The organism is Bordetella genomosp. 13, assembly GCF_007679965.1.
Lineage (GTDB): Bacteria > Pseudomonadota > Gammaproteobacteria > Burkholderiales > Burkholderiaceae_B > Bordetella.
Map to the genome: position 1 here is coordinate 111,790 of NZ_VEHL01000013.1, position 21,413 is coordinate 133,202.

The window sequence follows — 21,413 nt, forward strand, 5'->3', positions numbered from 1 at the left end:
CCGGCTCTGCATGCACAACGGCGGCGGCCCCATCAGGTGCCGCCGCCGTTTTTCGCCGTGCTTGCTTCGCCCGGATCCGCCCGGCTCTCAGGCTGGATCGGTCCGGGTTTTCCGTCCGATCAGTCCAGCTTGATGTTCGCGGCCGCGGCCACGTCCTTCCACTTGGCGATCTCGGAACCCATCACCGTCCTGAACTGGTCGGGCGTATTGCCCACCACCGTGCCGCCCAGCTCTTTGAAGCGCTGTTGCAGCTCGGGGTCCTTCAGGGCCTCGACCGCGGCCTTCTGGATCCTGTCGGTCAGGTCGGCCGGCATGCCCTTGGGGCCGAGCAGGCCGTTCCAGGCCGACACGTCGTAGCTGCCGATGCCGGCCTCGACGAAGGTGGGCACGTCGGGAATCTCGGGCAGGCGCTGCGACGACGCCACCGCCAGGGCGCGCAGGCGGCCCGACTTGATGAACGGCAGCGACGAGGGCAGCGGCTCCCAGATCATCGAGACCTGGCGCCCGATCACGTCATTGAAAGCCGGGCCCGCGCCCTTGTAGGCCACGTGCAGGATCTCCGCGCCGCTGTTCTTCTTGAACAGCTCCATGGCCAGGTTGCCCAGCGTGCCCGCGCCCGACGAGGCATAGGTGTACTGCGTGGGATGGGCCCTGGAATCGGCGACCAGGTCGGCCAGCGTGGCGGCCTTCACGTCGTCGTTGACGCTGAGCACGCCCGGCACCGACACGATCTGCGTGATCGGCGTGAAATCCGCCAGGGCGTCGTAGGGCAGCTTGGCGTAGATGGCCGGGTTGGCGGCGTGCGTGCTGGACGAGGCCAGCAGCAGCGTATGGCCGTCGGGCTTGGCCTCGGCCACGAAGCGCGAGCCGATCACGCCGGCGGCGCCGGCCTTGTTCTCGACCACGACGTTGCCGTCCAGCTTCTGCCCCAGCTTCTGCGCGAACAGTCGGCCCACGATGTCGGCGGTGCCCCCGGGCGCGAAGGGGATGATCAGGCGGATGGGCTCGGACGGGAAGTCCTTGGCCACGGCGGCGGGCGTCGCGCCGAACAGGGTGCCGGCGGCGGCCAGGGCCGCGAGGGAACGCTTGAACATTTCTGTGTATCTCCTGTGTGCGTGCTGTGTTCTGAAGAGTTGGATGGCGGGCTATCGCAGCGCCCGGGATAGCCACGCGACGACCAGCGCCAGCACCTGGTCGCTGTTGCGGTCCAGCATGCAGGCATGGCTGTTGCCGTGCAGGCCGGCGGCGGGCAGATCCAAGACCGTCACGCGCGCGCCGCGCTGCCATAGCGCGTCGACGTGCCGATCCACGGATTGCCGGTAGGTGCGCCACAAGGGGCTCTGGTCCAGGTAGTCGCCCCACACCATCAGCTGGGGAACATCCACCGGCGTGCCCTGGGCGTCGGCGGGCATGCCGGTGGGCTCGACCGCCACGACCGCGCGCACCTGGCCGGGATGGCGCTGCAGCGCATGCGCGGCGTGGCCGCCGCCCTGGCTGTGCCCCAGCACGATGCAAGGGCCCACGGCCGCGATCATCTCGTCATAGGCGGCCAGCGCCATCTCGCCGTGGTCGAGCCAGCGCGGCACGAACTGGCACGCGAAGCGATCGAAATGCGCGACGGGAAACTGCGTGCCGGCATGCGCCCTGCCCGGCAGGCCCGAGGCGATGTCCAGCCCGGCGGGCGAAGCGTCGTGCTCACGCGCGGGTCCGAGCCGGAACACCTGCCACGCGTCCTGGTGGCTGCGGAAGATGGGCGCCGACGGATAGACCTGGGGATACATGCCCCACGAGGCGCGGCCGCGCTCGGGCGCGTCGCACACCCATACGTCGAAGCCGGCCGCCAGCAGCCCCCACAGCCAACCGGACCGGCCGTCCGGCGTGGCCTCCCACTGGGCGCCCGTCATGCCTCCGCCATGCCACAGCAGGATGGGCAGGGGAAAACGCGGCTGCGCCAGGGCGTAATGCATCGCGTACATCTGGCCTGCGGTGTAGGTGCCGTTCATGTCGAGCGCCCGCGGCGTGCCGTCGGCCACGGCGCGATGCGCGATGGGCAGGCCCTGCACGCGCGTGGGGGCGCCACCGAAGAAATGCGAACGGATGCTGCGTAGGGAGACGTTGGACATGGTGCGGTCGGCTCGATTGCGGCGCAGTGTAGCCATGTCGGCAGCGCTTTTTCCGCATCGGATGCGTTAATCTGTGCCGATTCGGCACTTGTCCGCCAACAGGCCACGCCCGCCATGGACCCCTCGAACGACCTCGACCTTGCCTTGCTGCGCGACCTGCTGGCCCTGGGCCAGGCGGGCACCCTGAGCCGCGCCGCGCAATTGCGCGGCATCACGCATCCCGCATTCGGCCGGCGTATCCGGGCCCTGGAGGCGTGGGCCGGCGCGCCGCTGGCCGAGCGCGGCGCGCGCCGCAGCCCGCTGACCGACGAAGGCCGCACGCTGGCCGCGGCGGCCCGCCAGATCGAGGCCATCCTGCGCAACACACGTGCCGTTCTGGCACATTCGCCCGACCAGGCCCTGCACACCATCACCATCGCGGCCGGCCGCACGCTGTCGCATACGCTGCTGCCGCGGCTGATCTCCGACGTGCGCGCCACGTACGGCGACGCGATCTGGAAAGTGAAGACCACCAGCCTGCGGCCCGGGCTGGAGATGCTGCGCGAGCGCCAGGCCGATTTCATGCTGGGCCACGCGCCCGAGGGCGCGGTGCCACCCGACATGGAAGACCTGCTGTCCTGCTCGGTGGGACGCGATGCGCTGGTCGCGGTATCGGCCCCGCTGGTGTCCGGCTATCCGAAGCACGCCATTCCGCGCAGCCCGTCGCAGCCCAGGGTGCCCTATCTGGCCTATGCGCCCGGCATGGCGCTGGGCGCCATCCTGGACGGCGCGCTGGCGGCGTCGGGATGCCGCGGGCAGCTGGTCACGCTGTACGAGGCCGACCTGGCCGATTCGCTGCACGCCATGGTGCGCCAGGGCGCGGGGCTGGCCTGGCTGCCGCTGAGCCTGGTCCGGGAAGACCTGCTGCAGGGCCGCGTGGTGCGGGCCGGCGAGAAGCACGAGGACATCGAGATCGACGTCCGCCTGTATGCGTGCCGCGGAACGCTGGACACCGTGCACGCGCGCGGCCTGTGGGAGGCCGTCGTCGGCCTGTACGGCGACGCGCAGGGCGCGCCGGGCGGGACGGGCTGAGCGCCCGCGCCGGCACTCAGAACAGCAGGACCACCGCCACCAGGATGCCCAGCGCGATGCGGTACCAGGCGAAGACGCGGTAGGTGTGGTTGGCCACGAAGCGCAGCACGGCGCGCACGATCAGCAGGGCGCTGAGAAAGGCCGCCACGAAGCCCACGGCGATGCCGGAGAGATCCTGCGAGGTCAGCAGGCCGATGTTGCGGTACATGTCGTAGACCGCGGCGGCCAGCATGGTGGGCATGGCCAGGAAGAACGAGAACTCGGTGGCCGTCTTGCGCTGGATGCCGGCCATCATGCCGCCGATGATGGTGGCGCCCGACCGCGACGTGCCGGGAATCATGGCCAGGCACTGCCCCACGCCCACGGCCAGCGCCTGCTTCCAGGTGATCTGTTCCAGCGTATGCGCGGTGGCCCGCTCGTCGGAGGCCGTATCGTCGGCCGCGCCGGGCTTGTCGCCCGGCGTGTGGTGCGTGCGGCGCTCGACCCACAGCATGATCAGGCCGCCCAGCACCAGCGTCACCGACACCACTTCGGGCGCGTAGAACAACCGCTTGATGGCCGAGATGAAGATGGCGCCGACCACCGCCGCCGGCAGGAAGGCGATCAGCAGGTTGCGGGTGAAGGCCACTTCCTGGCGCTCGCCGCGCAGCGTGCCCGAGATGAGCTGCCACAGGCGGGCGCGGAAGATCCACATGACGGCCAGGATGGACCCCAGCTGGATGACGACCTCGAACACCTTGCCCGAGCTGGACTCGAAGTGGATCCAGTCGCCGAAGAGGATGAGGTGCCCGGTGCTGGACACCGGAATGAATTCGGTCAGGCCCTCGAGGATGCCGAGGAAGAAAGCCTTGAGCAGATAGAGCGTACCGTCAGACATGTAGTGATGGAGTGACCGATGAGGTTAAACGTCGCTGCCCTCGGGCGCGGCGTCTGGATCGACGTGCTCGTAGGGGCGCTTCTCGACCCGGACGGAGGCGATGCGGCGGCCGTCGAGCTGCAGCACCTCGAAGCGCAGGCTGGCGTACGGGGTGTCGAACTCGCAGGCGTCGCCGGGCTGCGGCAGGTGGCCGAAGCGCGCCAGCAGATAGCCGGCCAGCGTCGTGTAGTCCTGGGACTCGTCGATCAGACCGTCGACCTCGAGCACTTGTTCCACATGATGCAGGTCGGCCGCGCCGTCGATCTTCCAGATGCCGTCCTGCTCGGCCACGATGTCGGGCATCTCGTCTTCGTCCGGGAACTCGCCGGCGATGGCCTCGAACAGGTCGATGGCCGTGGCCAGGCCGACGATGGCGCCGAACTCGTCGGTGACCAGCACCAGCTGGCCGCGCGAGCGCTTCAGGGTGTCCATCAGCACCAGGATGCCGGTGTTCTCGTGCACGATGATGGGATCGCGCAGCGCGTCGCGGCGTATGCGGCCTTCGGTGATCAGTTCGGCCACCATGCTCTTGGCCCGGCCGATGCCGATGACCTCGTCCAGCGAGCCGCGGCACACCGGGAAGAAGCTGTGCGGCGAGGCGTCGAGCTGCGCGCGGATCTCGTCCGCGTCATCGTCGATGTTGATCCACGTGATGTCGTTGCGCGGCGTCATGATGGAGTGGATGCTGCGCTCGGCCAGGGTCAGCACGCCGCTGACCATGTTGCGCTCTTCCACCCCGAAGGCCTGCAGCGAGGGCATCTCGGCCGTGGGCTCGGCCGGCTCGTCGCTGGCGGCCGGCGGGCGCTTGCCCAGCATGCGCAGCACGGCCGTGGCGGTGCGCTCGCGCATCGGGCGCCGGGCGTCCAGCTTGAGCAGGTTGCGGCGCGCCACCTGGTTCAGGGCCTCGATCGCCACCGAGAAGCCGATGGCGGCATACAGGTAGCCCTTGGGCACCTTGAAGCCGAAGCTTTCCGCCAGCAGCGAGAAACCGATCATCAGCAGGAACCCCAGGCAAAGCACCACCACCGTGGGGTGCGCGTTGACGAAGCGCGTCAGCGGCTTGGAGGCGATCAGCATGATGCCGATGGCGATGACCACCGCGATCATCATGATGGCCAGGTGATCGACCATGCCGACGGCGGTGATGACGGAGTCCAGCGAGAACACGGCGTCCAGCACCACGATCTGCGTGACGATGACCCAGAAGCTGGCGTAGACCCGCGGGCCGCCCGCGTGCTCGCCATGATCGCCCTCGATGCGCTCGTGCAGCTCCATGGTGCCCTTGAACAGCAGGAACAGGCCACCGATCATGAGGATGAGATCGCGGCCGGAGAAAGAGGCAGGTCCGACGGAGAACAGCGGCTGGGTGAGCGTGACCAGCCAGGACATGACCGACAGCAGCGCCAGGCGCATGACCAGGGCGAGGCTCAGGCCTAGGATGCGCGCGCGGTCCCGCTGTGCGGGCGGCAGCTTGTCTGCCAGGATGGCGATGAAGATTAGGTTGTCGATACCCAGGACGATCTCGAGGACCACCAGGGTAAGGAGGCCGACCCACGCAGCAGGGTCCAGCAGCCACTCCATCAGGAGCTCCGGAAAGTTGTAAACCGACAATCGTACAAGAAATCCCGTGACAGCCATGACGCTACCGCACCGCCGCGCGCGGGGAAATCGTGCAAAGCGGCGACAGGGGGAACCCTGGGATCGGCTGCGCTAGACAGGCAGGGGAACCGGCCGCCGGGCCGACTTGCCGGCTTGCGGCCCCTCGACGCGGCGATGCGGTCGCGTCGCGTTCGCCGCGCTGGCCACAGCCTCGTCCGGTCGGCGGGCGCTCTCCCGGAACGGCAAGGCGATGCCAGCGTCGTCGGCCAGCTCCTGGAAGACCTCCGGCCTGCGCATGGCCACCTTGAGAAAGCGCGTCAGGGTCAGGTCGGGATAGCTCTTTTCGGTTTCGAACCGCGAGAAGGCGATGATGCCCCGGCCGAACACGGCGGAAAACTGCTGCTGCGTCAGCCCCCAGCGGCGCCGGAATTCCGCGATGTCCTCGCCCAGCAGATACTCGCCGTAATGCGCCTTTCGCGCGGCGCGCAGGCGCAGGTTCTCATCGGCCTGCGATGCCAGGACGGCCTGCTTGCCGCACGAATCGCAGCGTGCGGAAAACTGGCGTACCTCGACCGTCTGGCCGGTGGGCGGCCTGAACGCCTCGACGTGCTCGACGGCCTGCATGTGGCCTTGCCGGCAACGGCGACACTGCACGGGCTGGTTCATGGGGACGCTCTCAAGGTTGGATCAGTGGCACGACAGCAGCGCCTGCAATGCAGCCAGATCGAAACGGCCCGGGCAAGCGCGTTTTCCTGCCACGGTGAGGCGCCAATGACTCAGCGTCGCGTAGCCCCAGGGTATTCGTCATTTTATCACAGCGATAAATTAAAGGACTGACATCCATGACCCCGAAGACAGGCCCCACGCATGCGGCCAACAGCGCCGGCGCTGGAAAGCCGCGAGTTCCTAGAGTCCGGCGCTCGCCCGGGATGAGGCAGGATTCTATCGGTGCCCCAAGCCTAGGGCAGGCTCGAAAAGTCGCACTTGTCCCTGCCCGCGCGAGACGGCCGGAAACGAAAAATGTCCGCTGTCAGGCTTCGATGTGCGAGGGTACAGCAGGGCGAAGGCTTGCTGGGCCGAGCAATTAGGTCAAGCGCCAAGCTCTGCATGCCTTTGTGCCCTGTGGATCAAGAGTCATGTAGGGGCATTGCGCCAGCAAGCTCCACAGCAATGTGGCAGGCGGTGAGTTAGGTAGCTGTCAACGATCGCGGGGGAGATGAACTCCGAGCAAAACAGCCAGCACGAGCGGAAAGCTGAATCTCATCCTCTATCCCTACTGCGCTTGGAAACTCGACAATCGGCTCTTCATAAGTTCGAGCTTGGCCTTGTGCGCAAGCGGTCGCGTGAACACCCGATTCTGGATTTGGTCGGACACCTTGCTGATGGCGATGTAGGCCATGCTCAACCCGGAATCGCGCATTGATCCCTTCTTCTCGATGAAGTCATAAGGGAAGTCCTCGCAGAAATTGGTGAAGCCGGAGAACTGGCCGACATCCTTCGTGAACCGAAACCCATCTGGCGTCAGGCGCGAGCGGCGCGAATGGTAGAGGTCGGCAAACAATATGAACCACTCACGCCCGTTGAAAGAGACGGCCTCGAACACGTCCACAGTGCCCATTGCGCCGAGCCGGTGAAAGAGGATGCGCTGTCCCGACTGCGTTTCGAGCTTGGACAAATAGGCGAGCTGGCCGATTGGCCCGTTGACGGGAATCGGGTTGGTCTCGATGAAACCGAACGGGCCGGTGCCGTTCGGGTCTTTGTTGAAGGCCGGGGCGGACTCGATTATCTCCTTCATAGCCGGGTTGAGCAGCTCCAACTGGTACTTCTCGTCATCGATGATGCGATGGATCATGCCAAGCGCCTCGCGCAGCGCCTTGTCTTCCTTGTTGCCATCGAACAGGTTTGAGAGAAATCCCATTGCCTGCTTCCTCAGCCTTTAATGAACATGAACAAGACCAAGCCAATCGAAATTGCGATATGCCAATAGTCGAACGGTCGGAGCGCCCCTTTTCCCAAGAACCTGTAACCACCACCCGTAGGTATGACCCGGTAGCGTGAGATCGGGAAGATTGGGATGAAGAAGAACACGAAATAATAGGTCGCCATGTGCGACCCATCGGGTTTCGGATCGGTATTTCCATAAAGCGTAGTGCCGATCCCGTTAATGGTGTGCAGCGAGGGGGCTTTCTTGATCGGGTCAAGGTCTCCGAGACTGTCGTAATTTCCTCGAACGATGGTCAGATTCTCGTTCAGTTTCTTCCGGAGTTCTGTGTCTGATGCCAGCTCCAACGCCTTTTGCAATAGGGACATGCAAGGGCCCCACTTGGAAGTCTGATTCCCAAAAGCAATGGCGCATTGCATGATGCCAGCCGCTAGAATGTTTTGCGCTTCACGATAAATTGGGGAATTGACCTTGATCGGTGCTGCCCTCAAGAGCGACAGGCCCTCACTGAGCAACCGCTCCCCAACATTGTTTGCCGTACCCGGGCTGCGTTCGATGTTCTTCAAAACGCCTTCAACAAGGCTTCTGATCGGATCAATTGCAGACGCCTCATCTCTGCGTTGCTGAATATTGGAAAGTGCCTCCGCATCTTCTGCAACCTTCTCAACAACGTCCGGCACTTCGGCAAAAATCTCCTGAATTAAACCGGTAAGCCTCTGACACTGCCTCAGCATGTCGTGATCATTGAATAGATCAATCGCCAGACTACGAATTGCCCATGCCAGATTGCGGCTCTGATCGTGGTCAATGCCACGTGCTTTCGAGCTGAGTTGAATTGGCTGTGCAACCTTGTCCCAGTTCCGTGCAACGGTGTCGATTTTATCGACGTAGGATTTGACTGCAACCTCGCCAGAAGCAGCAGAATCGCGCGCAGCTTTGATGAGAGTTTGGAGTTTCTCGGCCTCGGTTTGCAGGAAGCTCTGAGTCTCAACTTCGTAGCTATCGACAAGGTCATCGATCAAGCCGGGGGCATGATCTTCACCACCCAAGGTCGCACCATCGACCGTCTCGGTCATGACTTGCACGAGCTTCGCAGACGGCAGCCTGTCCAGTGCCTCCTTGATGGCGTTCCGGAAATACCGCTTACGCTCGGTCAGTTCCTCTTCGACCTGTGCGAGTGCGTTGATTTCGGGAAACTTGGAAACCGCGCGGTCTTCATTGATGTCGCGCAGCACATCTTCGGGATACAGGTCTTCGGCAAGATGCGCGATTTCTTGAATGAACGTGGCAAGGTCTGCCGAGTCGTGATCGCCGTTCACCGTCTCGAAAGCCGATGCCATCAAGTTCAAGTGCGCAAGAGTGGGAAGTCCCGATTCCTCTCTGACGGCCATTGGATTCTGGAGAAGGTTGTCCACCAGTTGGGATGCCTTGCGTGGCGACACGCCCGGTAGCCACGCGATCTCCGCGCCCAACCGGGTACGCGGATTCGTCAGATCGGAACGCGCCTTTTGGCAAACCTCATGATCCAACTCCAACGATTTCTCTTCGGCCAACTCAACGATGCGCCTGCGGTCGTCGCGTGTCGTCACGCCCAGCACAGCGAACGGCGACTGATGCAGCACGGTCGTGGTGAGACCGGATTCTGCTTTGACCGGCAGTGGCGGCGGAGCAACCCGCTGCGGGGCTGCCGGAGGAACGGGCGGAGGCTGGCGTGTCGCTGCGGGTGCTGGCACGGGAGATGCCGGTTGAGGCTGCGCGCCGAGCATCGCCAGAAGTTGCGGGTCTTTCAGAGCATCATTGGCTTGGATGATGTCCTTGAATGGCACGGACGCACCTTTATCAGAGCGAAGTTCATGGCTGTATCGAACGAGTTGCTCTTTGGATGACACATGGTCAGAGAGCGCCAGGGACAACGCAAGATCGTCATGAGTTCGCGGCATAGCGCGGCACCCCTGGCAGGGAACCAGCGCGCCGGATTTCGCGGAACCACATTTGAAGCAGACTGCCATTGTCATAACTTCGCTCGCTCACTATCACCGTAGTCTCGCCAACTGCTGAGACAAACATCTGTTGTATGCCGCTGGCCCGTTGACATATTTGTCCGTGGAGCAGGCAGACTCAATTGACCTTCTATCTGCCGTCGAAAGCCGGGATAAATCCGGCCCGCCTCCCTGCTGATCTAGTGCTGCGAGTTGGGTGTTGAGGCATCTGTTGTAGGCAGCGGGGCCATTGACATACTTGTCTGTTGAGCATGCCGCTTCGATAGACTGCCGTTCAGAACTGGAAAGATGGGATAGATCGGGCCTTCTGCTTCCTTGCCCAGACATGGCCGAAAGTTGACGTGCTAGACATTGGTTGTAGGCCGCAGGCCCATTGACATACTTGTCAGTCGAACAAGCGGCCTCAATGGACTGCTGTTCTGCGGAGGACAAAGAACTAAGGTTCGGCCTCCGCACACCTGCCGCCAAAGCTGCTTTTTGGCGATCCACGCACGCTCGATACGCAGCAGGGCCATTGACGTACTTGTCTGTCGAACACGCTGCCTCAAGCGAAGCAGCCTCTGCGGATGACAACTGAACTGAGCTGCTGACGGGGCGGCTATCTACTGATGGAGTTGATGTGAGGGCAGGAGCACGCTGTAGCTGAAGCAGCAACGCTTGATCTGCCACACCAGTCGCAGCCAAGCCCCTGTTCTGTTGGAATGCGATGATTGCTGAACGAGTGCCCCTTCCCATCAGTCCGTCAGCAGTGCCAGCTTCGTACCCAAGCTCGTTGAGCTTGCGCTGGATGGCTTGCACGGTTGCGTCGGGTGCCGGACGCGACGGCGCTTGGGGTGACAGCGCCCCAGTGGGACTACGAGCAAACCTGCTCCTGCCTTCGGATTGAAGTTGGCTCCGGTATGGCTCAATGTCTCGTTGAGCACTCTTCAAATCATTGCGTCCTCGATTACTGGTCTGATATCGAAATGAGCTACAACGGCTGTTGTAGTCGGCCACCATCGCGTTGAACCGATCCACATCGGCATCGATGTAGTTGTTGACGGCGGACTTCGCGGCATCCAGGCGAATGTCTTCGGCCAAGCAATACCGAATCTGCTCCATTGAGAACAGGAGGTCTTGGCTGACTGGCGGCTTGGACTCAACCGGACGCGAAGGTGCTTGTGATTGCGGTGGCGGCGAATAGCTCGGTGCGGTGCTCGCGGGCGGGGAGTAGGCGGGAGCCGGGGGAGTCGTGGTCTTGTTGAATTGGCCGATCAGCCAGAGCACGCCGATGACGGCGGCAATGCCCAGCACCCACTTGCCGCCGGACGAGCCGGAGGACGGCGGCAGAGGTTCTTGATAGGTTTGACGCTGGCTCGGTTGCGGCTGTGGTTGAGCGGACTGCGGGGCCGGACGCGCGGCACTCGGTGCAGCGGCGGCAGGTTCCTTCTTGGCGGCAGGAAGCGGCGTCGTGTCCACATCGGACACAAGCGAGGAGAGACCCGCGAAGCCTTTGCCTTCTTCCTTCTTGTCGTTTTCCCCCGCAGCCACACATGCCTCCCCTAAATGAATCCGATCCGCCGCTTGGTCTCGCTGCCACCCTCACGTTCCCGCGCCGGTGACGATTGCAGGGCAGCCAACAGGCTGGCCTGATTCAACCGATCTTTGCCGCTACGTGCCGCCAGCCGCGCGCCTTCGCGCACCACGAACGAAACATCGGACAAGGGCCTGCCCGCTAATTCCTTCGCCAGCGGCTTGGAGTCCACGTCCGATTCCTTCGGCAAGGAGGACAGCAGCTTGTCCAGCAGCGCCTGCACCTCGACCTCGCTGGCTAAGTCCACCTTGATGACGTGATCGAAACGCCCACGGCGCTGGATGGCCGGGTCGATCATATCGATGCGGTTCGTCATGGCGATGATCAGCACGTCGTTCTTCGCCGCCTCCGGAATGCGGCGCAGGAACTCGGCCACTTCCTCCACGCGGTGATGGCCTGACCCCATCTCGCGGTCGGCAAGGAAGGCCTCCATCTCGTCGATGACGAGGACGGACGGCGCGTTTTCCATCGCCTTGTCGAACACCTGCGCAACCTTCTTGCTGGTCTCGTGGATATAGGGGCTGGCCACGCTGGAGGCGTCGATCTGGAAGCTCGGCCAGCCGAGGAAATCCACCAGCCGCTCGACTGCGAAGGTTTTGCCGCAACCCGGAGGGCCGTGCAGGATCACCGCTGACGGGAACTCAATGCCGAGCGCCTTGTAGCGGTCGCGGTGAAGGATGATGTCGACGATGTGCTCGTTGAAGAAGGCCGCCAATTCCGGTCGCCCGGCCAGCTCGAATACCTTGTTCGGCTCAGGCGCGGCGCGCTTGGCCTCAATCTTTTCTTCGACGGGTGCCGCTTCGGTCTTTTCGGACGGCTTTTCCGGTTTTCCTTCGAGCGGGATGATCTCGCTGACTTCGAAGCCCGCCGCCTGCACGACATCCTTCAAGTGGCCCGCGCCGAGCCAGCTCATGTTCTGGCGCAAGCGGCGGAAGGACGTGGCCGGAATGCTGGTGCCGCCGGTCAGCCAGTAGCCGAGCACGACGTCGTCGCCGGTTCTGGAACTGATGCTGTAGGTGGGCAGCAGTCGGGTGATCTTCTCGACGTAGAGAGCATCTTGCAGCGGCGACTCCTCATCGATGTTGCGTGTCGCCTTCAGCGCCAGCGCGAAGGCCAAGGCTTCGGATTTGTTGTCTGGAGATTTGCCTTCGCTGACCGGGCAAAGCGTCTGGCTCGGCGCACTGGAAATCGCCCGAAGGTGGCGGTCGCCAAATTGGAAGGCGTCCAGCGTACCTTCGTCGATCAGGCCCGCCTCGATCCAGCGTTGCGCCAAAACGTCCTGCACGACCAGCGCACGCCCGCTGCCCATCGTTTCGCAGATCTGCCAGTCCGTGCCCTCGAACAGCGCGACACGCACCTTCGCGCCATCCGGCAACTTGAACCCAACAGGCAGCCACGCTTCCAAGGCCATGATCAGTTCCGAACGATGTTCGCGCCCGCCATCATGTCGTCCTCGCCCGCAGAACCGATGCGGATGGAGTCGAGATTGGCGACGACGGCGCGCAGCTTGTCGATGTCGTTGGTCTTCAGCGCCTCGGAGCCAACGGCCACCCATTGCGCGTGTTCGTGGAGATCGGCGAAGAGGTAGGTGTCCTGAGCAAGCCACTTGAAGCGGTCGATCACGAACCAGTCTTGACGCCACAGGATCATGAAGTTACGGCCCCGCAGATCATCCAAGTGCGACTCGAAGTCGTTGCTGTTGTTGTCGAGGGCGCGCTGCGCCGTCTTCACCAAATTGTCGAACGACGATGCTTCGGTGGGGCGGGCGTGCTGACGCACGGTCTTCTCGAAGAAGTCGACGGCCCTGTCCAGTTCGAGTTGGCGGATGTCCTTCAGGTGCTCCTTGCGGGTCAGCGCCAGCAGGCGCTTGGCCTCCTGCACGTTGTCCATTGCCTGCTTCGCCGTTTCCGGATCGGCCTCGCCGGACTCGATGGTGCTGGCCTGCTCCAGTTTCTCGCGGGCCTGTTCTAGACGCGGGTCGTCTACTTTGGATGCCATCTCTTCGAGACGCTCCAACGTGTGCTCCGACTGCTCCTGAATGTTCTTGGCCTGATTCGTGTAATCGATCTTGCCTTCCTGACTGGAGTAGTAGTTTCGACCGCTCTTGAACGAGCCGCTGATCGAGGGCACCGAGACCTCCAACTGGATGTTGCCGGAGTCGAGCACTTCGAACTCGCAAACCAGTTCTGCGCCAGCCGTGATGACACCGTCGTCGAAATCCGAACCCTTGATCTCGAACATGCCGATGAAGCGGTTGTCGTTGATCGGATCGGAGATTTCGCCTTCCCACAACTTGAACTTGATCGAACCGGCGCTGCCGGCCTTGAGCGACTCGCCCGCCTTGAAGGTCTTTTTGCCCTTCTTGGGCAATTGATCACCCTCACGCATGAGGTAGTCGAGCACCAAGCGCCCGCCGACCTTGTCGCGGGCTTCGACGCCGATGGAGTGCGATGCCGGAATCGCGTCGATGCTGGCGGCGGTGCGGGCGATGACGATCTTGTCTTCGCGCAAGGCGATGGGTGCGCCGTTCGAGTCGAACACGAACACCTTGAAGGTGTTGTCGCCGGGCTTGGTCAGACTGAGTTCGACGCTCGCGCCATCCTTCAGCACGACACGACCGGACGACCAGCCCGTGTCGAGACTGTCGATCTGGAACTCGATGCCCGCAGGGGCGCGCGACAACTTGGCGACGATCTTGGCTTTGGGTTCCGGCGTGCGGGCGATGTAGTTGAACGAGAGGTCGAGCGCGCCACCGGCGCTGAGTGCGCCACGGGAACTCTTGCGTCCACGGCTCTGCGAGGCCCAGTCGATGGATTCGGCGAACACCGCCGCGCCCTCGGCTACAGCCGTCATCGGGTTCACGTCGGTGGACGGCGCAATGCCAAGCTCGAAGGCCACCTTGTCGCGCAGCGGCTTATAGTGCGTGGGGCCGCCCACGAACACGACGCGCTCGACATCGTGCGGACTGAGCCCGGCCTTTTCCAGCGTCTCGCGGGCGGACTGGATGGACTCCTCGACCTTCGAGGCGATCAAGTCGTCGTAGCGTTTGCGATCCACGGCGATGTCGATGTAAATCTCCGCGCCCGACTGGTCGCGCACGCCCAGCTCGGTTTCGGGAAGGCTGACGACGGCATCTTCCTTCTGCGAGAGTTCGATCTTGGCCTTCTCCGTTGCCCACGTCGCCATACGCAGCAAGGACTTGAACTGCGGGTTCGCCGTCAGGTCTTCGGGCAGGTCGAAGTTCTCCAGCAGCCACGGCTTGACGAGGTTGTCGAACAGGATGCGGTCGAAGTCGCGTCCGCCGCACATGGCGATGCCGCCGTGTGCCAGCAGATTCACGCGACCGGCGATGCTTTCGGCGATGGCGATGTCGAGCGTGCCGCCACCGAGGTCATAGACGACGAACACGCCGTCGTTCTTCCGCTGGCGCATGACGCTCATCACGGCAGCTACCGGCTCCTGCATCAGTGCGACTCGACCGAGGCCCGCCATGTCGGCGGCGGACATCGTCGAGTCCTTCTGCATCTGGTTGAAAGCGGCGGGCACGGTGATAACGGTGCCGATGTCGCCGTCGCCGCGAATCTCTTCCGGCAAGTAGCCGAACAAGGTGCGCAGCACCTCGGCAGAGCATTCTTCCGGCGTCATGGTAAGGTTGACAGCAGGCAGCTTCACTGGCGTGCTGGTGCCCATGAGCCGCTTGAACAAAGTGGCTGCATTGTCCGGATTGCGGGCTGCGTTCATGTAGGCGCGCGAGCCGATGTACTTGTTGCCGCGCCGGTCGATGAAGATCGCCGATGGCGTTACATCGTGCTGTTCCGGACTTTTGTAGAGCTGAATCTTCTCACCGTCGAACGAGCAGATGGCACTGTTGGTCGTGCCGAGGTCGATACCGACGTATTTCATGCTTCCACCTTCCTCAACATCACCGTGCCCTGTTTGCGCAGGCCGTTCGGCCCCATGATGATCGGCTCCACCATCTGTTCGACGAGGAGCACGTCGTCGGGGCCGAAGTCGCCCAAGTTCAAGGCGGCCACCGGCATACCAGGGTCGTAGGGTTGCCCCTCCATATTCACCAGCTTGAGGCTGTTCGATTCGAGGCTTTCCTCGACCTTCTTCTGGAAGTAGCGGAGTTGGTTGGCGTAGCGTCCCGACTCACCCGCATCGAGCTTGCTGACGACCTTTCCGAACAGACGCGAGAAGCGCCAACTCTCGACAGCGATATCGATCAGCGACTGCTCCAACCGGTTATCAACTTCGGTTCCCTGAATCATTCACGTCCCCTGCTGTGATCACGTTGTTCCGGTTTTGCCAACCATCGAATTGCTGCTGAATCCGTGGGATTAATCTCGGCGCTGATATGGAGTCCCCCAGCCTTGATCGAGGAAATTGTAATGGTTTGTGAATGACTTGTGATGGCGTGACGCCCTATATTTGACTCTCTTGCCGCCTGCCATTCTCTCGATGTGACCAGCCGCCCGCTGGCGGGCATGTCGCCAGTCGTTGACAACCTACTTGCTGCAGGCCGACATGACGCCTTCCGAACCGCTGGCGCGCGTCATCGAGCGGGCTATTTCGGGCGTTTCCAATCCGCGCCGCAGATCTACTTTCCGAGATTCAACGTACCGATGCTCTGGCGCAGCAAGGCGTGTTGCTGCGTAGGTGGCACGTAACCGAGCCAGTAGTCATGCGGCTCCGCACGTTTCGACGGCACGGCGCCGTATTCGACACGTGCCGCGCTAATCCCATGCGTAGACCGGCTTTCGTCACGGCGAAGTGCCGCGACCTTTTATCTAGCCTTCCACCGTCGTGTGCCTGCCGGCACTCAACGGTGAGCGGCAGCGACGCTGCCGCAGCCTTGCTGCTGGACATGAGAAGGCATCGATCATACCCGCGAGATGCGCAGTGCATTCCCCACTTAGCCGCCTATGCAGCCCAGAAGCAGGCGCGATGCCACGCCGATGGCAAGCCGTCATGCAACATATTTGCAAGCTCATGGCGGCAGGATCAGGAAGCGTTGCAGCGGCTCCTGATGCAGTTCCGCCATCAAGATGCAGTCTCCACCGTGCAACGCGCCACCAATCAAGCCAGCACGTCCAGCGAGCCAATGCGATACGTTTGCGCCAGATGTTGAAAGTGCCGAATCTCGTCTGCCGTGCGAGCACGCCGCACGTCCCGCAGTAGGCCGTTGACCTGCAGCAGCCGCAGGTTTTCCGGGTGGATCAGCGCCAGCATGGTTTCCACCTTGCCGACCTTTTCCTGCAAGTGTTGCAACGCATCGGCTTCGGTCTGTACGCCGTACCGTTTCCACGCCGGTTCGTGATGGAGCAGCCGGCCCGAAGGCCGGCTTGGCGTGACACGGTGGCGCCCTCGGGCGCGCGGGTCGTCAGGCGGGCTTGGCGCCGCCCTGCAGCGTGGCCATCATCTGCGTGAAGATCTTGGGGCTGCCGGCCAGCACGTCGCCGGACGAAAGCCAGCCCTGCTCGCCCTCGAAGTCGGAGATCAGGCCGCCGGCTTCCAGCACCAGCAGGCTGCCCGCCGCCACGTCCCAGGGCTTGAGGCCCACGCCGCAGAAGCCGTCCAGGCGGCCGGCGGCCACGTTGGCCAGGTCCAGCACGGTGGCGCCGAGGCGGCGCACGCCCGAGCAGCCCTGGGCGATGTCGCGGAAACGCGCGGCGCCGCCGTCGGGGCCGGCCGAGCCGGCCCAATGCGCGCCCAGCAGGGCGTCGTGGAAACGGGTGCGGCCCGTGACGCGCACGCGGCGGTCGTTCAGGAACGTGCCGCTGCCGCGGCTGGCGGTGAACAGCTCGTTGCGGGTGGGGTCGTACACCACTGCCTGCGAGACCTGGCCGCGATGCAGCAGCGCGATCGACACGGCGTAGATGGGCAGGCCGTGGATGAAGTTGGTGGTGCCGTCCAGGGGATCGATGATCCACTGGAACTCGGCGTTCTCGTCGCCCTGCTGGCCGTATTCCTCGCCCAGGAAGGCGTGGTCGGGGTAGGCCGTGCGCAGGACGTCGACGATGGCCTCTTCCGAGGCACGGTCGACTTCCGTGACATAATCTCGCGGCCCCTTGCGCGCGATGGTGAGGTGTTCCAGATCGAGGCTGGCGCGATTGATGATGGTGCCGGCACGCCGGGCCGCCTTGATGGCGGTATTGAGCATCGGATGCATAGAATTCCGTACGGGGTAGCGATGAGGGCCGCCTGCCGGATCACCGCCGCAGGCAAGAAATCAGGTAGGCCAGATGGGCCAAACACAGCATTTTAAATGACTCGAGCTTTTTCACGCGTGCGCTTCGTCATGGTACAGCCCAGCCACCCCGGCAACGTCGGTTCGGCGGCGCGCGCCATCAAGACCATGGGCTTCTCCGAACTGGTGCTGGTCGAGCCCCGGTTTCCCGACATGGTGGACCAGCCCGAGGCCGTGGCGCTGGCCAGCGGCGCGGGCGACGTGCTTTCGCAGGCGCAGGTGTACGACACCCTGGAAGCCGCGCTGGCGCCGGTCACCCTGGCCTTCGCCCTGACCGCCCGCGTGCGCGACCTGGGCCCGCCGCCCTGCGACATCCGCCAGGCGGCCGACCTGGCCCGCCGCCACCTGGACGACACCGCCGAGGGCACCGTGGCCATCGTGCTGGGCACCGAGCGCGCCGGGCTGACCAACGCCCAGATCGGCCTGTGCCACCGCATCTGCCACATCCCGGCCAATCCCGAGTACAGCTCGCTGAACGTGGCGCAGGCGCTGCAGCTGGCTGCCTGGGAGATGCGCTACGCCCTGCTGGCGGCCAGCGGCGCGCCCATGCTGCCGCCCTCGCCGCCCAGCCAGTCCGAATCCGGCGCCGAGCCCGCCCCCGGCGCGGCGGTGCAGGCGCTGCTGGCGCACTGGGAAGAGGCGCTGATCGCCGTGAAGTTCCTGGACCCGGCGCATCCCAAGAAGCTGATGCCGCGCATGCGGCACCTGTTCAGCCGCCAGGCGCTGACGCGCGACGAGGTGGACATGCTGCGCGGGGTGTGCACGGCCATGCTGGCGACGGTGAAGCGCAAGCGCGAAGAGTAACTGCGCCCGAGCCCCTTCCGGGCATTTCGGCCAGACAAAAAAAGGCGCGCCACACGGGCGCGCCATTTTTTTGGGGAAAGCCGCGATCAGTCGACCGTGGCGCCCGAGCCCTTGACCACCGGGGCCCAGGTCTCGACTTCGGACTTGATGAAGGCGCCGAACTCGGCCGGCGTGGTCTTCTGCGCCACGGCGCCCAGGTCGGTGTAGGCCTTCAGCACTTCGGGCTTGTCCAGCGCCTTGACCATGGCGGCGTTGAGCTTGTTGACCACTTCGGGCGGCGTGCCGGCCGGGGCGATCAGGCCGAACCACGACGACACGTCGAACTTGTCGAAGCCGGATTCCTGCATGGTGGGCAGGTCGGGGGCGCTGGGCGAACGTTGGGCGGTGGTCACCGCCAGGGCGCGCAGCTTGCCCGACTGGGCGTGCGGCCAGGCCGACGGCATGTTGTCGAACATGAATTGCACCTGGCCGCCGATCAGGTCGGTCAGGGCCGGCGAGCTGCCCTTGTACGGCACGTGCAGCACGTCGATGCCGGCGCGCTGCTTGAACAGTTCGCCCGCCATGTGGATGGACGTGCCGCTGCCCGACGACGCGAAGTTCAGCTTGCCCGGATTCTTCTTGGCGTAGTCGACCAGTTCCTTGACCGACTTGACCGGAACCGACGGATTGACCACCAGGATGTTGGGCACCTTGGCGCCCAGCGCCACCGGCGTGAAGTCCTTCGTCAGGTCGAAATTGACGTTCTTGTACAGCGTCTGGTTGATGGCGCTGGTGACGGCCACGAACAGCAGCGTGTAGCCGTCGGGAGTGGCGCGGGCCACCAGGTCGGTGGCGATGTTGCTGCCGGCGCCCGGCCGGTTCTCGACCACGAACGACTGGCCCAGGGCCTGGGTCAGTTCCTTGGACATGATGCGGGCGATGACGTCGGTCGTGCCGCCGGCGCTGAAGCCCACCACGACGCGCACGGGCTTGTCGGGATATTCGGCTTGGGCGGGAGCGTGGAAGGCAAAGGCTGCGGCCAGGCCCGCGAAAAAGGCGGCCGCGGTACGGCCGCGACGCGGCGTGGAATCCATCTTCATGGATCAGTCTCCATTGATTTGTCCATCGTGTGGACGTTTGAGATGCTTTGACACGATTGTCCGCTAGCATCCCGGCATAAGGCAAGGCAAAGTCCATCGGATGGACAACTATTTGTCAGCTTTTTCTCTCCTCCCGCTATACCCCTGGAACGGCGACTGACCATGCAAGAACTCGATACGGCAGACGCTGAGGCCGGCGAAGTACCCGGCGATGCGGCGGGCGACACGTCCGGCGCCGGCCCCCGCACCCTGCGGCGCGGTCTGATGGTACTGGCCGCCCTGCGAGATCAGGGCGGCGCGGGCCTGAGCGTCACCGACATCGCGCGGCTGACGTCCATCCAGCGTCCCACCATCTATCGCCTGCTGGCCGCGCTGCTGGAGGCCGGCCTGGTGACGGCGGTGGAAGGCAGCAAGCGCTACCGCGCGCAACTGGACAACGAGCCGGAGCTGACACCGCCCGACCCGCGCGTGCGGCAGATGCTGCCCACGCTGCGGCGCCTGGCCGAGCGCACGGGCGACGCGGTGTTCCTGGTAGTGCGCGACGGCGATGAATCGGTCAGCCTGCATCGCGAGATCGGCAGCTATCCGGTGCAGATCCTGGCGACGTATGCGGGCAAGCGGCAGCCGCTGGGCGTGGGCTCGGGCGGCATGGCCCTGCTGGCCGCCCTGCCCGACCGCGCGGCGCATGGCATCGTGATGCGCAACTCTGCCAGGCTGGACGAGTATGGCGGCATGACCGCCAACGAGATGCTGCGCCTGATCGAGAACACCCGCGCGCGCGGCTATGCGGTGGTGGGCAACCACGCGGTGCGCGGCGCGCTGGGCGTGGGCTGCGCCCTGCTTGACGCGCAGGGCGCGCCGGTGCTGGCGGTCAGCGTGACCGCCATCATCGACCGCATGCCGGCGCAGCGGCAGCGCGAGATCGCCGGCTGGATCAAGGCGGAGCTGGGACGGCTGGCGCCGCGCGCCTGAGGCCCGCACCGCAGGTCCAGGCGCCGCGGCGGGATTCGCGCGGCATGACGGAAAACGGCCTGGCATCGAACGCCGATGCCAGGCCGTTTCCTGTCCTGCGCGGCAGCGGAGCCCGCCGCCGCCGGCAGGCACGTCAACCCGGATTGCCGGAGCCGCCGGCCGGAGTGCCCGGGTTGCCCGCCGGATTGGCGGGACTGGCCAGCGCGGCCGGGTTCTTCGCGGCCTCGGACAGGCTCTGGCCCTGGCCCTTGTCGGCCTCGGGAATGTGCAGGGCGCGCTGCATCGGCACTGGCGACTGGAAGCCCGCGTCGTCCAGCGTCTTGCGCACCTCGCGCAGCATCGCCCAGCGCAGGTCGCCGTACTTGGACGCCTGGGTCCACACGCGCACGTTCACCAGTACGCCGTTGTCGCGGTAGTCCTCGATCTTGACCACCGGGGCGGGCGAGTCCAGCACGTCGTCATGGGTCGCCACCAGCTTCTGCAGGCGCGCGATGGCGTCGTCCACGTCGTCGCCGTACTGGACGATGACGGGCACGTCCAGGCGGCGCGTGGCGTTGCGCGCGTAGTTGGTGATGGTGGCGTTCCATACGGTGCTGTTGGGAAGCGTGACGGTGATGCCGTCGCCCTTGATCAGGCGCGTCAGGAACAGGCCGACCTCGTCGACGGTGCCGTCGATGCCGGTGCTCAGCGCCACGTACTCGCCGGCGCGGATGGGACGCAGGATCAGCAGCATGATGCCGGCCGAGATGTTCTGCAGGGTGCCCTGCAGCGCCAGGCCGATGGCCAGGCCGGCGGCGCCCAGCACCGCGATCAGGCTGGCCGTCTGCACGCCGAAGCGCGCCAGCACGGCGATGATGGTGAACACGCGCACCGCCCAGACGACGGCGCCGTAGAACATCGGGATGACCGTGCGGTCGATGTGCGCCGAGCGGCTGGCCAGGCGCCGCACCCAGCTGCCCAGCAGGCTGGACACCCACCAGCCGATGCACAGTATCAGCAGCGCCACCGCCAGGTTGACGCCCAGGTCGAAGACGCGCGGCCAGATGCCGACCAGCCCGTTCCAGGTACTTTCCATGCTTGCTCC

At 64.5% G+C, this 21,413-nt stretch carries 18 protein-coding genes; 3 read left to right on the forward strand and 15 right to left on the reverse strand.

Annotation, left to right across the window (positions count from 1 at the left end; translation table 11 throughout):
• Positions 1 to 119 precede the first annotated feature (119 nt).
• Both FS845_RS25365 and FS845_RS25370 read right to left on the reverse strand, forming a co-directional pair.
• The gene (locus FS845_RS25365; protein WP_144641075.1) at positions 120 to 1,094 is read right to left on the reverse strand and encodes a Bug family tripartite tricarboxylate transporter substrate binding protein; all 975 of its coding nucleotides are present in this window, start codon (positions 1,092 to 1,094) and stop codon (positions 120 to 122) included.
• Between the two features lie 51 nt (positions 1,095 to 1,145).
• Positions 1,146 to 2,159 (reverse strand): alpha/beta fold hydrolase, encoded by a 1,014-nt coding sequence (locus FS845_RS25370; protein WP_260986444.1) that lies wholly within the window; start codon positions 2,157 to 2,159, stop codon positions 1,146 to 1,148.
• Between the two features lie 78 nt (positions 2,160 to 2,237).
• Between FS845_RS25370 and FS845_RS25375 the strand changes: the two genes are divergently transcribed.
• Complete coding sequence (locus tag FS845_RS25375) at positions 2,238 to 3,194, forward strand: LysR family transcriptional regulator (protein ID WP_144641078.1); 957 nt, start codon at positions 2,238 to 2,240, stop codon at positions 3,192 to 3,194.
• Between the two features lie 16 nt (positions 3,195 to 3,210).
• On the opposite strand, the gene FS845_RS25380 is transcribed toward FS845_RS25375, so the two are convergent.
• From FS845_RS25380 to FS845_RS25425, 11 genes are all read right to left on the reverse strand, one after another.
• The gene (locus FS845_RS25380; RefSeq protein ID WP_144641081.1) at positions 3,211 to 4,071 is read right to left on the reverse strand and encodes an undecaprenyl-diphosphate phosphatase; all 861 of its coding nucleotides are present in this window, start codon (positions 4,069 to 4,071) and stop codon (positions 3,211 to 3,213) included.
• A 24-nt stretch (positions 4,072 to 4,095) separates the two neighbouring features.
• Complete coding sequence (locus FS845_RS25385; RefSeq protein WP_144641084.1) at positions 4,096 to 5,691, reverse strand: TerC family protein; 1,596 nt, start codon at positions 5,689 to 5,691, stop codon at positions 4,096 to 4,098.
• A gap of 129 nt (positions 5,692 to 5,820) precedes the next feature.
• The gene (locus FS845_RS25390) at positions 5,821 to 6,375 is read right to left on the reverse strand and encodes a type II TA system antitoxin MqsA family protein (RefSeq protein WP_144641087.1); all 555 of its coding nucleotides are present in this window, start codon (positions 6,373 to 6,375) and stop codon (positions 5,821 to 5,823) included.
• Between the two features lie 607 nt (positions 6,376 to 6,982).
• The gene (locus FS845_RS25395; protein ID WP_144641090.1) at positions 6,983 to 7,627 is read right to left on the reverse strand and encodes a hypothetical protein; all 645 of its coding nucleotides are present in this window, start codon (positions 7,625 to 7,627) and stop codon (positions 6,983 to 6,985) included.
• Positions 7,628 to 7,638: 11 nt separating this feature from the next.
• On the reverse strand, positions 7,639 to 9,477 hold the full coding sequence (locus tag FS845_RS26660) for a hypothetical protein (protein ID WP_186332423.1): 1,839 nt from the start codon (positions 9,475 to 9,477) through the stop codon (positions 7,639 to 7,641).
• Between the two features lie 207 nt (positions 9,478 to 9,684).
• Positions 9,685 to 11,181, reverse strand: a complete 1,497-nt coding sequence (locus FS845_RS25405; protein ID WP_222130027.1) for a peptidoglycan-binding domain-containing protein — start codon at positions 11,179 to 11,181, stop codon at positions 9,685 to 9,687.
• A gap of 11 nt (positions 11,182 to 11,192) precedes the next feature.
• A complete protein-coding gene (locus FS845_RS25410; RefSeq protein WP_144641093.1) occupies positions 11,193 to 12,635 on the reverse strand; it encodes an ATP-binding protein in 1,443 nt (480 codons plus the stop codon).
• Positions 12,636 to 12,637: 2 nt separating this feature from the next.
• Positions 12,638 to 15,127, reverse strand: a complete 2,490-nt coding sequence (locus tag FS845_RS25415) for an Hsp70 family protein (protein WP_144641096.1) — start codon at positions 15,125 to 15,127, stop codon at positions 12,638 to 12,640.
• Positions 15,124 to 15,495: a hypothetical protein gene (locus FS845_RS25420; protein WP_144641099.1), complete on the reverse strand. Its 372-nt coding sequence runs from the start codon at positions 15,493 to 15,495 to the stop codon at positions 15,124 to 15,126. Before FS845_RS25420 ends, FS845_RS25415 begins: the two co-directional genes overlap by 4 nt.
• A gap of 808 nt (positions 15,496 to 16,303) precedes the next feature.
• Positions 16,304 to 16,465 carry a hypothetical protein gene (locus FS845_RS26665; protein WP_186332424.1) on the reverse strand — a complete coding sequence of 54 codons (162 nt, stop codon included), beginning with the start codon at positions 16,463 to 16,465 and terminating at the stop codon, positions 16,304 to 16,306.
• Between the two features lie 142 nt (positions 16,466 to 16,607).
• Entirely contained in the window at positions 16,608 to 17,396 is a 789-nt protein-coding gene (locus tag FS845_RS25425; protein ID WP_144641102.1) for an inositol monophosphatase family protein, read from the reverse strand.
• A gap of 96 nt (positions 17,397 to 17,492) precedes the next feature.
• Between FS845_RS25425 and FS845_RS25430 the strand changes: the two genes are divergently transcribed.
• Positions 17,493 to 18,278 carry an RNA methyltransferase gene (locus FS845_RS25430; RefSeq protein ID WP_144641105.1) on the forward strand — a complete coding sequence of 262 codons (786 nt, stop codon included), beginning with the start codon at positions 17,493 to 17,495 and terminating at the stop codon, positions 18,276 to 18,278.
• A gap of 86 nt (positions 18,279 to 18,364) precedes the next feature.
• On the opposite strand, the gene FS845_RS25435 is transcribed toward FS845_RS25430, so the two are convergent.
• Positions 18,365 to 19,357 (reverse strand): tripartite tricarboxylate transporter substrate binding protein, encoded by a 993-nt coding sequence (locus FS845_RS25435; protein WP_144641108.1) that lies wholly within the window; start codon positions 19,355 to 19,357, stop codon positions 18,365 to 18,367.
• A 162-nt stretch (positions 19,358 to 19,519) separates the two neighbouring features.
• Here FS845_RS25435 and FS845_RS25440 point away from each other — a divergent pair, with 162 nt between their 5' ends.
• Complete coding sequence (locus FS845_RS25440; protein ID WP_144641111.1) at positions 19,520 to 20,329, forward strand: IclR family transcriptional regulator; 810 nt, start codon at positions 19,520 to 19,522, stop codon at positions 20,327 to 20,329.
• A gap of 133 nt (positions 20,330 to 20,462) precedes the next feature.
• On the opposite strand, the gene FS845_RS25445 is transcribed toward FS845_RS25440, so the two are convergent.
• On the reverse strand, positions 20,463 to 21,404 hold the full coding sequence (locus tag FS845_RS25445) for a mechanosensitive ion channel family protein (protein ID WP_144641115.1): 942 nt from the start codon (positions 21,402 to 21,404) through the stop codon (positions 20,463 to 20,465).
• Positions 21,405 to 21,413 lie beyond the last annotated feature (9 nt).

Coding starts and splice junctions, on each gene's coding strand:
- FS845_RS25365 (WP_144641075.1), bottom strand. CDS start 1,094: ATGTTCAAGCGTTCCCTCGCGGCCCTGGCCGCCGCCGGCACCCTGTTC.
- FS845_RS25445 (WP_144641115.1), bottom strand. CDS start 21,404: ATGGAAAGTACCTGGAACGGGCTGGTCGGCATCTGGCCGCGCGTCTTC.
- FS845_RS25385 (WP_144641084.1), bottom strand. CDS start 5,691: ATGGAGTGGCTGCTGGACCCTGCTGCGTGGGTCGGCCTCCTTACCCTG.
- FS845_RS25420 (WP_144641099.1), bottom strand. CDS start 15,495: ATGATTCAGGGAACCGAAGTTGATAACCGGTTGGAGCAGTCGCTGATC.
- FS845_RS25415 (WP_144641096.1), bottom strand. CDS start 15,127: ATGAAATACGTCGGTATCGACCTCGGCACGACCAACAGTGCCATCTGC.
- FS845_RS25410 (WP_144641093.1), bottom strand. CDS start 12,635: ATGGCCTTGGAAGCGTGGCTGCCTGTTGGGTTCAAGTTGCCGGATGGC.
- FS845_RS25425 (WP_144641102.1), bottom strand. CDS start 17,396: ATGCATCCGATGCTCAATACCGCCATCAAGGCGGCCCGGCGTGCCGGC.
- FS845_RS25390 (WP_144641087.1), bottom strand. CDS start 6,375: ATGAACCAGCCCGTGCAGTGTCGCCGTTGCCGGCAAGGCCACATGCAG.
- FS845_RS25370 (WP_260986444.1), bottom strand. CDS start 2,159: ATGGCTACACTGCGCCGCAATCGAGCCGACCGCACCATGTCCAACGTC.
- FS845_RS25380 (WP_144641081.1), bottom strand. CDS start 4,071: ATGTCTGACGGTACGCTCTATCTGCTCAAGGCTTTCTTCCTCGGCATC.
- FS845_RS25430 (WP_144641105.1), top strand. CDS start 17,493: ATGACTCGAGCTTTTTCACGCGTGCGCTTCGTCATGGTACAGCCCAGC.
- FS845_RS25375 (WP_144641078.1), top strand. CDS start 2,238: ATGGACCCCTCGAACGACCTCGACCTTGCCTTGCTGCGCGACCTGCTG.
- FS845_RS25435 (WP_144641108.1), bottom strand. CDS start 19,357: ATGAAGATGGATTCCACGCCGCGTCGCGGCCGTACCGCGGCCGCCTTT.
- FS845_RS25395 (WP_144641090.1), bottom strand. CDS start 7,627: ATGGGATTTCTCTCAAACCTGTTCGATGGCAACAAGGAAGACAAGGCG.
- FS845_RS25440 (WP_144641111.1), top strand. CDS start 19,520: ATGCAAGAACTCGATACGGCAGACGCTGAGGCCGGCGAAGTACCCGGC.